Raw genomic sequence first — 14,265 nt, forward strand, 5'->3', positions numbered from 1 at the left:
TCCATGAAAACAAAAATCGTGATCATTGGTGCCGGAGGTCATGCGAAGGTCATTATTGATATGCTAAAAAGCAGCAGCCAATTTGAGATAGCCGGCTGCACAGCCCCATCGAAAACAGAGTCCAACGTGCAAGGAGTGCCCGTAATAGGTGATGACAGCATCCTTCCCGGACTCCTTAAAAAAGGCATCCAGAATGCGTTTGTTGCCATCGGAGACAATAAAAAGAGGAGAGAAGCATTCGAACAGCTATCCTTATTAGGATTTCAGCACCTGAATGTCATCAGCCCGTTTTCTTATATAGCTCCGACTGTCAAGATGGGCAAAGGGGTTGCGGTAATGCCTGGGGCGGTGATAAATGCAGATGCAGTTATTGGTGATAATGCCATTATCAATACTGGTGCAACAGTTGATCACGATGCTGTCATCGAAAGCCACACCCATATAGCACCTGGATCGAATGTTGCTGGAAATGTACATGTTGGAGAAGGGGCGTTCATCGGAACTGGAAGCAAAGTGATTCCAAATGTGAAAATTGGAAGATGGTCGGTTATTGGAGCCGGAGCTGTGGTCATTCGGCAAATACCTGATTATAAAAAGGCTGCCGGCGTACCGGCAAGGATATTCAAAGAAAACAAGCCTTGACACAAAAATCAGGGATGAATGAATGTAGAAAGGTGAACAACATGAGCAATCGTTATAACATTTCGTTAGCACACCCGCTTTTGAACGGGAATGAAAAAAAATACGTATTGGACTGCCTTGAATCAACATGGATTTCTTCGGTTGGAAAATATGTCGATGAATTTGAAAAGAAATTCGCTGAATTTTGCGGAACAAAATACGCCATCACATGTGCCAACGGGACTGTTGCCCTGCACCTTGCTTTACTGGCATGCGGCATAAAACCAGGAGATGAGGTGATTGTTCCGACATTAACGTATATCGCATCAGCCAATGCTGTTTCATATTGCGGAGCCTCCCCTGTATTCGTTGACAGCGAGGAGAAAACATGGAATATCGATCCGGAAAAAATGGAAGAAAAAATTACCGATCGCACGAAAGCAATTATGGTCGTTCACTTATACGGACACCCGGTTAATATGGAGCAAGTAATGAAACTTGCTGAAAAATATAATTTGTATGTTATCGAAGATGCAGCTGAAGCACATGGTGCCGAATACAAGGGAGAGAAAGTTGGAGCAATCGGACATATAGGCTGTTTCAGTTTTTTTGGCAATAAAATAATTACAACGGGAGAAGGAGGCATGATTACGACAAATGATAATAAGTTGGATGAGAAAATCCGATTGCTTCGAAATCAAGGAATGGATCCAACAAAAAAATATTGGTTTCCTGTCATCGGCTACAACTACCGCATGACAAATCTTCAAGCCGCTGTCGGCCTCGGGCAGCTTGAGAACATTCAATTTCATTTAAAGAAACGCCGCACCGTTGCCACTTTATATGACCACTATTTAAAACCGCTGGGAAAATTTATTGAAACTCCAAAGGAACAAAGTTGGGCCCGTCATTCATTTTGGATGTATTCGATTTTGCTGAAAAACCGCTCAAAAGTAGATCGAGACCAGTTTATGAATCTCTTGAGAAATGATGGAATCGAGACGAGGCCAATTTTTTATCCAATGCATACATTGCCGCCATATCAAGAGACGGAAGGCCGTTTTCCAATTGCTGAAAACATTGCGCGGCGGGGAGTGAATTTGCCAACTCATGCTCTCTTAACAGAAGAAGAAATTCAATATATAGCAGAACGTATTTTATACCATTGCAAAGGATAAAAGATGATGAAGATATTAATCGGAAGCACGTATGTACCTTATGTGAGGGGCGGCGCAACGTTCATAGCTGATTGGCTAAAGGCAAAGCTAGAAGAGTATGGCCATCAAACGGAAATGTTAAAAATACCTTTTCTCTCTTACTACCCGACGATGCTTCAGCAAATGAAAGCAATTCGTTCTTTTCCAATAAGCGAAAATATAGATCGGTTTATTGCCATCAGACCTCCAAGCTATTTGGTGAAGCATCCGCAGAAAGTGATCTGGTTTATCCATCATCATCGAGGGGCTTACGATTTTTGGGGAACCCGCTATCAAGATATTCCGAATACTGATAGCGGAAGGAATATTAGAAACAGAATGATAGAAGCGGACAATTTGGCCTTTTCGGAAGCAAAAAAAATCTTTGCTAACTCGCATACCGTCAAGAACCGCTTAAAAACATTTAATCATATTGATGCTGAAGTGCTCTATCCTCCTTTATATGATCCTGATGCATTTTATTGCGATAAGTACGGTGATTTTCTTTTTTATCCGAGCCGAATCGTTCATCATAAAAGGCAGCAATTAGCCATAAAAGCCATGAAATACACTAGGTCAGGTGTAAAGCTCATTATTGCAGGAAAAACCGAATCAAAAGAAATGGCATTTCTTTTAGAACAAATGATCGAAAAGAATGGCTTAGCAAACAAAGTTTGGATTCTAAATAGATGGATCACGGAACAGGAGAAAATTGCATTAATGGCAAAAGCGCTCTCCTGCTTATATATCCCATATCAAGAGGATTCTTACGGATATCCCTCTTTAGAAGCCTATTACTCTCGAAAACCTGTTATTACTTGTACTGATTCCGGCGGCACACTCGAACTGATTGAACATGAAGAAAACGGACTCGTGTCACAACCGGATCCGAAAGAACTTGCCAAATGTTTTGATAGACTTTATTTCAGCAGGAAACTGGCTAAAAAGCTCGGTGAAGCAGGATATGAAAAATTGAAATCAATGGACATTTCTTGGAACCATGTTGTTCGGAGGTTATTGAGTTGAGAATCGCTGTTGTGAAAAACTTTATACCTTTCCAAAAAGATTGTATAGACGAATTAGCCAGGAAGTTAGTAAACAAAATAAGTCAATTCGGACATCAAACGGAAATTATCCACATCCCTTTTGATTGGACAGATTCAAAAGCTTTGATTGACCACGTGAAGTCGATCAGGCTGCTTCATCTTCAATGTTTTTTTGATCAAATTATTGCACTTGAAATTCCGGCCTGTTTCGTCGATCATTCGAGCAAAACATGGTGGCTTATGAACACCAGTTCTTTTTTTCAGGAGTTGGAAAAAAAGAATTTAAAGCCGCGTATGATCGATAAAGTGATTCACTTTGGAGCAAGATCAATTGCTGATGTTTCAGCCATTTATACACCGTCGATTAAAGATCGTGAATTCATCCAGAGACATTGGAAGAAAGACTGTGAAATATTGTCACATCCTTTATCTGAACATAAATGCTGGGACAAAGTCATCGAGAAACTCATCTGTTGATGTGAAGAAAAGACCGAATTTTGGAGGTGTCAGAATGATTGCACCAAGGATTTATTGGCTTTGCACTCATCAAACGCTGCGATATGAGGAAATTCCGTTGTTAATTGAGGCCGGCGCCGAAGTCATTCCATGTTTGGGAGACCGGTTTTGGTTAAAATTTGACAGCCGCTACGATGATGAAACAGACCGGCTTTATCCGCATTGGAGGAAGTCATGCACGCTTCCCACCAATATTGTGGAACAGATTAGAAGAATAAACATATTAGGAAAAAAAGGAAATTTGTCAACAGAAGAAGCAAAACTGATCAATCAATGGATCGATTGCATATTTGTTTCAAACTACCCAGAAATTTTGCAAAATATTAGCAAATGGTTTCATGGATACATTGTATTCCGTGTTTTTGGCCATGGAGATTATACAACTTATACGGAGCAAATGAACCGTCTTCATGTAGATATCGGTCAAATCACTGCATCCGAACGATATGTTTGGTGCCCGATATTACATTCTTTAGATGATCGGGAAGATAAGAGAATCATCAAAAATAAATTTTATTTAAATGCATTTGTATCAAAAGAAAGGCTTGAATTTGCATGGAAAGGTCCATTTTCCAAACCATATGTAAGCACGACGATTTCCTATTTGGACAGTAATCCTGCAGCAAGGGGGATTTTCGAAAATTTTATAAATGAATTTCAAGAGATTCCATTCGTTGTTCTTGGAAAAAATTCTAAAAATGCAGTTAAAGGCATATCCGACAAAATTCTTGGCCATTTGGACGATTTGTCATTTTATTCGAAAATTACAGAAAGCCGGATTTTCGTTTATTTCGGTTTAGGCTCCAACTACCATTTGCATTACACTCCGATTGAAGCGATTGAAATGGGAGTGCCAGTCGTTTTTCTTGAAAAATCAGGTCTGGCTCAAGAAGCACGCGATCACGGTATAAACGACAATGAACTGAAAAAAATCGGCATGTGTGCAAATCCAAAAGAAATAAAACAGTTTGTCTTGAGCAAAATGAACAATATTCAAGCTTTGCAAAACCTTGCGAACGATCAATCGAACGTATTTGGAAAAATATTCAGCCGCCAAGCAGCATTAACTAGAACGAAAATATTTTTCCGCCGCATAAGGCCGTACATTCGGGAACGTCGAAAAGAAGAGCGTGCACAAACAACGATTGCCAATCTATCAAAAAATACCTTATTCCGAAGTCCTGATATTCAAACGGATTTGCCGGTCATAATGGGGCAACGGACAGTTTTCAGTATGGAGAACATCAGCGGAACAACGGGAAAAATGATTTACGACCACAAAGGCGAATTTATTGCGAAGAGGGCTGAAAAAGGTTCAGATCCGGTTGGAATGTTGATAGGACAATATATTCAGAAGATGTCCCCTGGCAGGTATTCTTTTTCTCTTGAATTGATCAGTGGACAATCGTTTCCTTCATCTGTTGGAGTTTTTTCGATCGGAGTTTGGAATCCAGAGTTTCAATTGATTAGATCAACCGCTGTTTCCAATTTAAAGCAAGGAAAAAATATTGTTGCGTTTTCTGCGGAAATATCGCAACAAACAGCTGAACTATTGAAGGAAATTAGGTTTGTCTGGAATGGAAATCATACGTTTGAGTTAAAGAATTTAATCGTCGAAAAACTGGATTAATCTGAGGAAAGGGTGAGCAAAGTGAATGGAAATGAACTTCTTATTTTTCTTCACATCCCAAAAACAGGCGGTACGACTTTAACAAAAGTGATCGAACAACAATATCAAAACAATTTTCATTATGAAAAAGGGGATTTATCTAAACTAAAAATGGATCTGGATCGAGCTGAGACAATTTTAGGTCATCTGCCTTTTGGCGCGCATCGTTATGTATCTAAAAAATGCACTTATATCACAATGTTGAGAGAACCGGTTGAACACGTGACTTCATGGTTTTATTACCGCTATAAAAGCCCCTACCTCGACCCTTATGACGGCAGTTTTGAAGATTATTTAAACGATGACATATTCAATTTGACCTATAGCAATTTGCAAACCCGTTTTATTTGTGGGGATGATCCTCCAAGTTTTGAAAAAGCGAAAATGATTTTAACAACTTATTTTTCTGTCGTGGGCATTACGGAATTTTTTGCCGAGTCACTGTTTTTTATGAAAAAGAAGTTTCATTGGCAAGAAGTCTTTGTGGAAAAAAGTAATGTCAACCGCAATCGGCCTTTAAGAGAACACTTGCCAAAATCGACGATTGAAATAATATGTAAAAAAAATGAAATTGATTTAAAAGTGTACAATTTTGCTAAAAATAAGCTTTTAAAAAAAATAGCAGGGCTAGATGATCAAACGAAGCGTGAGCTCAATCAATTTAAAAGAAATTTTGCATCCATTTGAATTTGGATGGAAGGAGATGCCGTCAAATGAATTTTGCCGAATTGCGAAAAAGAAACAAACAATTACAAAAAATGTATGGCCATTGCGACAAGACGGTTGTGCATTTTTTGTCAAAAGTGCTTCAGCTGGATGGAAATGACTTCGTTTGGGAGCTATACAGACAAATACTTGAGCGGGAGCCGGAAAAAGATAGTTTGCAGGCTCTTGCTACACAGGCTTCTAGTAGTCACAAAAAGTTTGCAATAATTCTAAAAATGATGCAAAGCAAAGAGGCTAAAAAATTATATGCAAACAATCAATTGAAAAACAACGAACAAACAGTATTAAAATTTATAAGAGAGTGTCTGTTTACCCAAAATGAAGACTTCATACTTAAAATCTATGAACATTTTCTTCTTCGCAAGCCAAGACAAGAAGAATGGAATGATCAAATTCAGCGGCTTCAACAAGGCATTTCCCGAATCAAAATCATCTTTCGTCTCATCTATTCAGAAGAATTTCGAAAGCTTTTAATGGCTCTTGCTTTCGCTTCCAAAGTCCGGCCAGAAAGAGAACATCTTCATAAAGGAAGGAGCAAGGTGGAAAAATCATTTTCGAACAATGTAACAATAGGAGTATTTCTCTGTTACTCTATAAAGATTCACAATTTTGACGGCGAAGGGATTGGGCGTTTTGTCATAAGACTTCTTGAAGGAATGTTAAAAAACAACGGCCGTATTAAAACAATAATAGCAATAGAGGCGCTTAATTATGGCGTAATCCAACAGGCGTTTCAAACTTTGTTAAAAGTATTTCCTGCACAAATAAAGTTGATTCAATTTGATACAATTGGCTGGCTGAACGAAAACGTAATGGTTGATGGCTGGATCGTCCCATACGCCGGGATGAAACAGGCAGCTGATTTAAAACAGCCGATGATTCTCTGTCTGCATGATCTTGTTTACACACATTTTCAAGGTATGTATAAACAAAATAAAATCTTTTACGATCAATTTCATGAAACTGTAAAAAAGGTAGCAGAGAAAGCTAAAAAAATTGTATTTCATTCCGAATTTATCAGAAATCATGAAGGGCTGCATGTGCTAAAACTGCCTATTGAGAAAACGTGCGTAATCAGACTTGCTGCGCCGAGGGAGGAGTACAGCTCATCCGCTGTAACAACGGAAGAAGCATTTAGGAACAAATATAAACTGTATGGAAATTATATGACATATCCAACAGTGTTTCGCTGGCATAAAAATATAGAAAGGCTTATTGAAGCGTTTTTGCGATTTAGTAAAAATTATCCAGAAGCCGATCTGAAATTTGTTTTCACTGATCATTATGTAAACAGCCCTTTAGCTGGAAAGATAAAAGATATTTTGCAGAAGGAGCAAGTAGCGGACTTCAGAAACCGGATTATTTTTTTAGGTAGGCTGCCGTGGACTGATATTTCCCTTCTATATAAATATGCCATTGGCACAGTTGTTCCAACGCTTTTTGAAGGCAGCTGCCCGTTTCAAATGCTGGAATCATTACTTATGGGGACTCCTGTTGCTGTCAGCAATATGGAAGTGGTAAAAGAGATAGTTCATGATTTGAACGATTTTGTCCCATTTAATCCTTATCAAATAGAAGAGATTGAACGGGCGCTCTTCAACTTGTGGAAACAGCACAATTATCTCCTGCCAAAACAATTGGCGGCCTTTCGCTCAACTTTGGAGCGAACGTGGTCAGATGTATCAAGCGAATATTTGGCATTGATGCATGAACTCATAGGTTAAAGCTCGCTAATTTCTCTGAACTCTCATCTCCGTTTCCCTCTGCTATATTAATGTAATTGTTTATACTCGTTTATTTTTTTCTTAAAAATTTTCAAATGTTTTTTTGTCAAAAAATCTAAAGAGGAAATTCGATCGGTTAATCGCTGTTTGGCAAATTCATAAAGTTTTATATCTGTTCTATTGTTTTCTTTGATTTTTTCAATTGTTTCCTGGGAAATTTCATGTTTTGCGGGTCTTTTTTTTGTGACATTTGCTTTCGTATAAAGCGTGTTCGCCCATTGAAATTGTTTCATCAACAAAAATAAAGATTCATCAAACATGTCCGTAATGCCGACAACGGAAAAATGTGTTTCTAAATTTTTTTTTGCCTGTTCAAAATCTTCTTCTGATAGAGGAGAACCAAACTTTCCCCCTAAAATGTAATGAGTTTGCAAATTTTGATTCATTGGTGATTCCTGATATTCTTCCAAACTCATCTTTGAAACTTTTAAATGAGAATTATGCCAGGGAATGCTTCGGATAAAATAATACTCTGAAATGATCCGATCAACCGGATCTCTTAACAGTGTAATATAAGTGCTTGGCTGCTTGAAAACATGATGAACTCCGAAAGGCATGTGACCTTGCAAGCACTTGACATCTTTTTCAGCTATCTCCTGAAGCCGTGTTTCCAATTGTTGATGGTCTAAGTATACGTCGAAAACATTACTTCTCGGGTAATTTTTTTTGATGATTTTTTTTAATGTTGTTCCGCCGGTTTTCGGCATATGAAGATGAATTACTAAAGGGGCTTTTTTTTGAATATGAATCATTGTTCCCATTTTCATCCGCCTTTTTTACAATTTTTTATCATTTGCTGTTTTATATATAATTACAATATTTTTAGCAATGTATGAAAGTTCTAGGTTGTTCCTTTAATTTCTTTCTCTTTTAAGAGGCGGATGCAGTTCATGAAACCGTTGATGCGTTCATAAAATGAAGATATGGGGAGGAACGCGCAATGAATGTCATAAACACGATGTTCCCGGATGTCTTTCTGTTTGAACCAGACGTTTTTCTAGATGAACGTGGATATTTTATGGAAGCATTTAACGAAAAAACGCTGCAAAAGCTTGGATTTTCTTTCAAATTTGTCCAAGATAACCATTCTTTTTCCAACTCTTCTGGAGTTTTGCGTGGTCTGCACTATCAGCTTTCTGAAAAAGCGCAAACAAAGCTGATTCGCGTCATTAAGGGAGCTATTTGGGATGTGGTCGTTGATCTTAGAAAAGGATCGCCGACTTTCAAAAAGTGGGAAGGATTTATTTTATCAGAGAATAACAAAAGACAGCTTCTTGTACCGAAAGGCTTTGCCCACGGTTTTTGCACCATCGTCAAAGAAACAGAAGTAATCTATAAAGTGGATGAATTTTATTCACCGGAATTCGACCGCGGAATTTGTTGGAATGATGATGAACTTCAAATCAGCTGGCCTGTTCAAAAACCGATTCTTTCGGTAAAAGATGCAAGTCTTCCTCCGCTTCGTGAGGCAGAAAACGATTTTGTCTGGAGGAGTTGGCCGTGAACATTCTTGTTACAGGCGGATGCGGCTTCATCGGAAGTCATTTTATTCGCCGGATGATCGCGCGATATGCCGATTATAAGCTGGTGAATCTTGATTTATTGACTTATGCGGGGGATTTGGAAAACTTAGGAAATATAAAAGCGCATCAAAACTATATGTTTATTCAAGGCGATATTCAGGATCGGAAGCTCGTCCGACAAATCATTGAATCTGAACAAATTGACGCCATTGTCAACTTTGCCGCCGAATCCCATGTAGACTTAAGCATTCGCGAGCCGGAAGTTTTCGTCCGTACAAATGTGCTTGGAACGCAAACTCTTCTGGAAGCTGCAAAAGATTTCAGTATACAAAAGTTTGTCCAAATATCTACCGACGAAGTATACGGATCCCTTACTAAATTCGGCTGTTTTACGGAAGATTCGCCGCTGAAACCGAACAACCCGTATTCTGCAAGCAAAGCAGGAGCTGATCTTCTTGTGCGATCCTATTATAAAACGTACGGGTTAAACGTTAATATTTCAAGATCATCCAACAACTACGGCCCTTTTCAATATCCAGAAAAGCTGATTCCGCTAATTATTACAAACGCATTGGAGGGAAAGAGGCTGCCGATTTATGGAACCGGAGAAAACATCCGGGACTGGATATATGTAGAAGATCATGTTGCAGCTATTGATTTGATACTTCATAAAGGAAAGCCGGGAGAAATATATAATGTCGGCGGCCGAAATGAACGTACAAACAATGAAATCGCCAAGCTAATTTTGGAGCAATTGAATTTATCTGATGAATGGATCGAGTATGTGCAGGATCGTCCGGGGCACGATTTCAGATACGCGGTCAATCCTGAGAAAATTGAGAAAGAGCTTGGATGGAGGCCGAACCGCTTATTCAGGGATGGTTTAAAGAAAACGATTCAATGGTATGTGGAGCATGAATCGTGGTGGAAGCCGCTAAAAAAAGGTGAGAAGGGATGAAAATTGTTGTTACGGGAGGCAAAGGGCTGTTAGGGACAGACTTGACACAAATTATAAAACAGAAAGGGTATGAAGTTTTTTCTTTTGGCAAAGCAGAACTAGATGTTACGAATTTTGACAAAGTTTATAAAGCATTTCAAGAGGCTGAACCTGATGTTGTCATTCATGCGGCTGCCTTCACGAATGTAGATTTGGCGGAAAGAGAGCAGGATCTAGCTTATTTGATCAACGGAATAGGTACGCGAAACGTTGCGGTATTGAGCGAAAAAGTCGGAGCGAAGCTGATGTTTATCAGCACAGATTACGTTTTTGATGGGGAAAAGAATCGCCCTTACAACGAATTCGATGTTCCAAAACCGCTCAATATATACGGACATTCAAAACTGCTAGCAGAAACATTTGTCAAACAGTTCCATTCAAAATGGTTTATTGTCCGAACGTCATGGCTGTTTGGCGAAAAAGGGTTAAATTTTGTCAAGACGATGATCAAATTGGCGAAAGAAAAGAAAAACATTCAAGTTGTAAATGATCAAATCGGTTCGCCAACATACACGAAAGATCTTTCCGAAAAATTGATCGAGCTTATGGTTACGGAAAAATACGGGGTGTACCATATTTCCAATGCCGGAGAATGTTCATGGTTTCAATTTGCCAATCAAATTTTAAACGAAGCAGGCTACACAGATATCAAAATCATCCCTTGCACAACAAAAGAAATAAATAGACAAGCAAAACGTCCGCATTATTCCGTCCTTGACAATTTTGCTTTAAGACTAAATGGATTTGCCGGCCTGCGTTCGTGGGAAGAGGCTTTGAAGGAGTATATGGTGAACAATAGGGGACATTAACGAAACAAGGGGCTGTCCAGAAAGTCAAATCCCCATTGAAAACAAAAAATCATAACACCGATATATCAACGTTTCTAATACATTAAAGGGGGCATCAATAAGCCGTAAAAATGACTTATTAGACACCCCCTCAAGTTTGTTTCTTCAAATATTTGTTCAATTCTTGTTTTTCTTTAGCTGTAAGCTCATCCAGCATCTTCTCCAATTTTTCTTTTGCTTTACTATAAAGGGCAAGATCCAACTGATTTTTTGACTCAATGAGCTGGATCAAAGAATCGTCAAGATCACTTTTTTTCGGTCTGTTATTAGTTTGATTTACCTTTTGATAAGAAATATTTTTCCAACCTAAATGTTTTTTCATTAAAAAAATCGATTCGTTAAATTTTTCCGTAACGCCGACAACTGAAAAAAACTGCTCCATATTTTTTAGCGCAAGCTTTAAGTCAGGAATTTTTTTACCGGACATAAATCTCGTTTGGTGGTTGTTTACCGGAACATGAAATTCAGGATGTTTTTCTTGGACAAACTGTTCGAAGGTGACTTTTTTCGCCAATTGGTGCAATCGATTTTGCGGGCGTTCTAAGATAAAATAATAAGTGGAAATAACCCGTTCAACAGGATCTCTTAGCATGGAGATATACGTAAAGGACCGCTTTTGTATATGCTGATGAATTCCAAACCGATTGTGTCCATAGAGAGCCTTTATTTGTGTGTTATCCGCCTGTTTCATTTGTTGATTAAGATCGAGATCAGATCGAATAAGCATAATTTCTTTCAGACGGTATTGTTGTTCCATCAGTTTTCTAATAGTAAGTCCTCCGGTTTTTGGAATATGCATGAAAATAACGAGCGGAAGCCTCATGTGTTTTTTATACATTTGCTCACTCTCCTTAAAGTATCTATACTTTATGTTTTATGCATTTGAAGAGTGAATGTGTTTCTTAGAAAAAAAAAATACATCAATTACTCATTTTTTCCAGAAATCGAGTCAATCATTTGTTTCAATCTGTTTTCAAATGAATCACGGCTTTTGGCGGTTTTTTGTGCATTTCGGCCGATTCGTTCCCGTTTCTGCTTGTTTTTCATATAACGATCTATTTTTTGTACGGCTTCTTGAAAGTCAGAAAAAATGCAAATTTCTTCTTCTTCCATAAAAAAATCTTCCAAGTCATCGCTTTTTTCAGCAATTTGAAAAGCTCCGCACGCTGCAAGATCAAACGTCCGATTGTTCAATGATCGAAATGGTATGAAGTCAAGCGTGTCATTATGGGAATCGTTGATGGGCCTTAAAGTGTTGACATTGATCTCCGCGCTGTTGTAATAGGATGAAGCGATGCCGGGAGAAACCCAACCGTAATGGACAGATACCCGTTTTTGTTGATGTTTCGAAAGATTTAATTTCCATAATCCAACTAGTTTTAGTCGGTAAGGCGTTTCCTTGATCAGAAGCTCCGCGAGTTTTTTTCGGTTCTCATACGGGTAGCCGATGATGCAAATATCGCTTTTAAAAAGAGGTGCCGCTTGTTTTGGATAAAATGTAGAAAAATCTGTTCCAAGCGGCAAATAAAAGGCGTTTTGAATTCCCTGTTTTTGATACCAGCCGGCGCTAAATCGGTCAACAGTAAAAACAAAGTCAAACCAAAAAGCATATTGTATTGTTTTTTTTAAATAGTAAGGATCTTCTGTCAGCCAAACCGTGGCAGGAACGTTTCTTTTTTTCATAAGTTTTAGTTTTTGCAGCGGAATTTTGTCGCCAATCATTGTTAAAGCAAGGTCTGGCTGAAATTTAAGTAGCAATTCTGTAAGCTTTTGAATCGGCTCTAAAGGGTGGTGAACGACAAATGGAATGGACAGTTTGTTAAAGGCGCGAAAAAGGGATCGGTCAAAAAACGTGTAGATTCCTTTATGGCCAGATGGAATGTAGAGAATTTTCATTAAAACATGACCGCCTTTTAATTTATAATAATTTTGTTTTCAAATGGAATGCCGTTTTTCTTTTCCTGGCAATATACAAAACCTTCAATGACTAGCGCTTCATCGAAATCATCTAAAGGGAAAACAATGTGAAATCCTTCAAAGGAAATTTTTTCGTATGGTTCGATCGCCATTTTTTCACTAGGTTTTAGCCAGTATTCCCCTTTTTCTTGAATTTGTTTTCGCCAATCAGGGTGCAAATACTTCCATTCCATGGAAGAATCAGTTTTATAGTTGAAATCATTTTCGTTTTGTTTTTTTGTTGTAATAATTTTTCCGCTGAATTGAACATGTTGATGAGGGTGGATTTTAATGCATAATACAGGATGGTGCAAAGTTTGTTCTGTAATGTTTTCTATCTCGGCATGGCCAAGAATCGTTACCGGATCACCGTTTTCATGAGGAAGAACAATCGAGTGTATAAAACGAGCGCGAATCGGGTCGTCCATAAAGGCGGTGTTTTCCTTTCCTACCGCATCAACCTCTTTTTGTTCAACGTGTTTCTCGTATAGTGATTGGAATAAAAATTGAGAAGTATTTAAAAGTTCATTTCGTTCAGCTGTCAATAAATCGATGCGAAATTGTTCTTTTTCAAGCCTTTTATCTAGTTGTGTAATCAATCGTTCTTTTTCCAACAATAGTTGATTGATCTTTTCGTCAGAAGATTGCTTTTCTTTTAATAGGTTAGTAACTGCTGCTTTTAACAGTTTTAATAGGTCGTTTCGTTCCTCTTCAACAATGGAAAGCTGCATGTTCATCTTCTCAGCATTTTTTTCAGCTTCTTTCAATTTGGATTGAACGTATTGGATTTCTTGTTCAAATTGTTCTTTTGCGATGCGATATTGTTCGCCGGTTCGGATGACTGCTTTGTAATATTCTGTTTTCTCCCGTTCTTGAAGAAGTTTATTCTGAACGCTTGCCAATTCGTGTTTGTATTTCGAAATTTCGGACTTATAGTGGATAAGCTGCTGCTGAAGTTGTAAATAATCCTGTTTGCCCCGTTTTGTTTTGTTCATTGAATCGCCTCCTCGGACAAATAAATATTTTGCTTTTTTCTTGAAAATAGAAAACAGTTATTAGCCATTTCTTTCAAAAAGAAGCGCTTTTAAAACATAATTGTAACAGGATATAAATGGAAGAAATTAGTCATTCTATCTGATTTTGACCAAGCCTGCAGTTGATTCTGATCATTGGTTTAAATCCCATATGTATACGGAATTTGGCGCATAAGCGGTTCAAAATCCGTATAAAGGGACGAAAACTTTCGAAAGCGCTGTTCTCGTTTAAGTTTCAACAAAACCATCTTTGAAAGAACAGTTTTTCTATACATATGTATGTTCACTTCTTTAAACACTTTCCCGGAAAAATGAGAGGAAAAATAAAAAGGGGAGGACATCCCCTTTT

The 14,265-nt window shown here is 38.1% G+C and carries 14 protein-coding genes; 10 read left to right on the top strand and 4 right to left on the bottom strand.

Features of this window, described 5'->3' with window-relative positions:
* The first annotated feature begins 3 nt into the window (after nucleotides 1–3).
* Genes NSQ41_RS05565 through NSQ41_RS05595 form a run of 7 tightly spaced genes read left to right on the top strand, consistent with a single transcriptional unit; the run spans nucleotide 4 to nucleotide 7,498 of the window.
* Nucleotides 4–642, top strand: coding sequence for an acetyltransferase (locus NSQ41_RS05565; protein ID WP_339199211.1), 639 nt, complete (start codon nucleotides 4–6; stop codon nucleotides 640–642).
* A 41-nt stretch (nucleotides 643–683) separates the two neighbouring features.
* Nucleotides 684–1,799, top strand: a complete 1,116-nt coding sequence (locus NSQ41_RS05570) for a DegT/DnrJ/EryC1/StrS family aminotransferase (protein WP_339199214.1) — start codon at nucleotides 684–686, stop codon at nucleotides 1,797–1,799.
* A 6-nt stretch (nucleotides 1,800–1,805) separates the two neighbouring features.
* Complete coding sequence (locus NSQ41_RS05575; RefSeq protein WP_327862826.1) at nucleotides 1,806–2,843, top strand: glycosyltransferase family 4 protein; 1,038 nt, start codon at nucleotides 1,806–1,808, stop codon at nucleotides 2,841–2,843.
* The gene (locus tag NSQ41_RS05580) at nucleotides 2,840–3,340 is read left to right on the top strand and encodes a hypothetical protein (RefSeq protein WP_339199217.1); all 501 of its coding nucleotides are present in this window, start codon (nucleotides 2,840–2,842) and stop codon (nucleotides 3,338–3,340) included. The genes NSQ41_RS05575 and NSQ41_RS05580 overlap by 4 nt, the downstream gene beginning before the upstream one ends.
* A 34-nt stretch (nucleotides 3,341–3,374) precedes the next feature.
* The gene (locus tag NSQ41_RS05585) at nucleotides 3,375–5,009 is read left to right on the top strand and encodes a hypothetical protein (RefSeq protein ID WP_339199219.1); all 1,635 of its coding nucleotides are present in this window, start codon (nucleotides 3,375–3,377) and stop codon (nucleotides 5,007–5,009) included.
* Between the two features lie 21 nt (nucleotides 5,010–5,030).
* A complete protein-coding gene (locus tag NSQ41_RS05590; protein WP_339211181.1) occupies nucleotides 5,031–5,735 on the top strand; it encodes a sulfotransferase family 2 domain-containing protein in 705 nt (234 codons plus the stop codon).
* 26 nt (nucleotides 5,736–5,761) lie between these two features.
* A complete protein-coding gene (locus tag NSQ41_RS05595; protein ID WP_339199224.1) occupies nucleotides 5,762–7,498 on the top strand; it encodes a DUF4214 domain-containing protein in 1,737 nt (578 codons plus the stop codon).
* A gap of 47 nt (nucleotides 7,499–7,545) precedes the next feature.
* Here the strand turns inward: NSQ41_RS05595 and NSQ41_RS05600 are convergent, their stop codons facing one another.
* The gene (locus NSQ41_RS05600; RefSeq protein WP_339199227.1) at nucleotides 7,546–8,319 is read right to left on the bottom strand and encodes a sulfotransferase family 2 domain-containing protein; all 774 of its coding nucleotides are present in this window, start codon (nucleotides 8,317–8,319) and stop codon (nucleotides 7,546–7,548) included.
* Between the two features lie 179 nt (nucleotides 8,320–8,498).
* On the opposite strand from NSQ41_RS05600, the gene rfbC reads away from it, so the two are divergent.
* Genes rfbC through rfbD form a run of 3 tightly spaced genes read left to right on the top strand, consistent with a single transcriptional unit; the run spans nucleotide 8,499 to nucleotide 10,887 of the window.
* A complete protein-coding gene (gene rfbC / locus NSQ41_RS05605) occupies nucleotides 8,499–9,062 on the top strand; it encodes a dTDP-4-dehydrorhamnose 3,5-epimerase (RefSeq protein WP_327862832.1) in 564 nt (187 codons plus the stop codon).
* Nucleotides 9,059–10,039, top strand: coding sequence for a dTDP-glucose 4,6-dehydratase (gene rfbB / locus NSQ41_RS05610; RefSeq protein ID WP_339199230.1), 981 nt, complete (start codon nucleotides 9,059–9,061; stop codon nucleotides 10,037–10,039). The genes rfbC and rfbB overlap by 4 nt, the downstream gene beginning before the upstream one ends.
* Entirely contained in the window at nucleotides 10,036–10,887 is an 852-nt protein-coding gene (gene rfbD / locus NSQ41_RS05615) for a dTDP-4-dehydrorhamnose reductase (protein ID WP_327862834.1), read from the top strand. The genes rfbB and rfbD overlap by 4 nt, the downstream gene beginning before the upstream one ends.
* 130 nt (nucleotides 10,888–11,017) lie before the next feature.
* On the opposite strand, the gene NSQ41_RS05620 is transcribed toward rfbD, so the two are convergent.
* The 3 genes from NSQ41_RS05620 to NSQ41_RS05630 all read right to left on the bottom strand — a co-directional run bounded on the left by NSQ41_RS05620 (nucleotide 11,018) and on the right by NSQ41_RS05630 (nucleotide 13,877).
* On the bottom strand, nucleotides 11,018–11,764 hold the full coding sequence (locus tag NSQ41_RS05620; RefSeq protein WP_339199232.1) for a sulfotransferase family 2 domain-containing protein: 747 nt from the start codon (nucleotides 11,762–11,764) through the stop codon (nucleotides 11,018–11,020).
* Between the two features lie 86 nt (nucleotides 11,765–11,850).
* Nucleotides 11,851–12,822 (bottom strand): glycosyltransferase, encoded by a 972-nt coding sequence (locus NSQ41_RS05625; RefSeq protein ID WP_339199234.1) that lies wholly within the window; start codon nucleotides 12,820–12,822, stop codon nucleotides 11,851–11,853.
* A 17-nt stretch (nucleotides 12,823–12,839) separates the two neighbouring features.
* Nucleotides 12,840–13,877, bottom strand: coding sequence for a hypothetical protein (locus NSQ41_RS05630; RefSeq protein WP_327862837.1), 1,038 nt, complete (start codon nucleotides 13,875–13,877; stop codon nucleotides 12,840–12,842).
* Nucleotides 13,878–14,265 lie beyond the last annotated feature (388 nt).

It is taken from the genome of Aeribacillus sp. FSL K6-8210, assembly GCF_037963925.1.
In the GTDB taxonomy this organism is placed as follows: Bacteria; Bacillota; Bacilli; order Bacillales; family Aeribacillaceae; genus Aeribacillus; species Aeribacillus composti.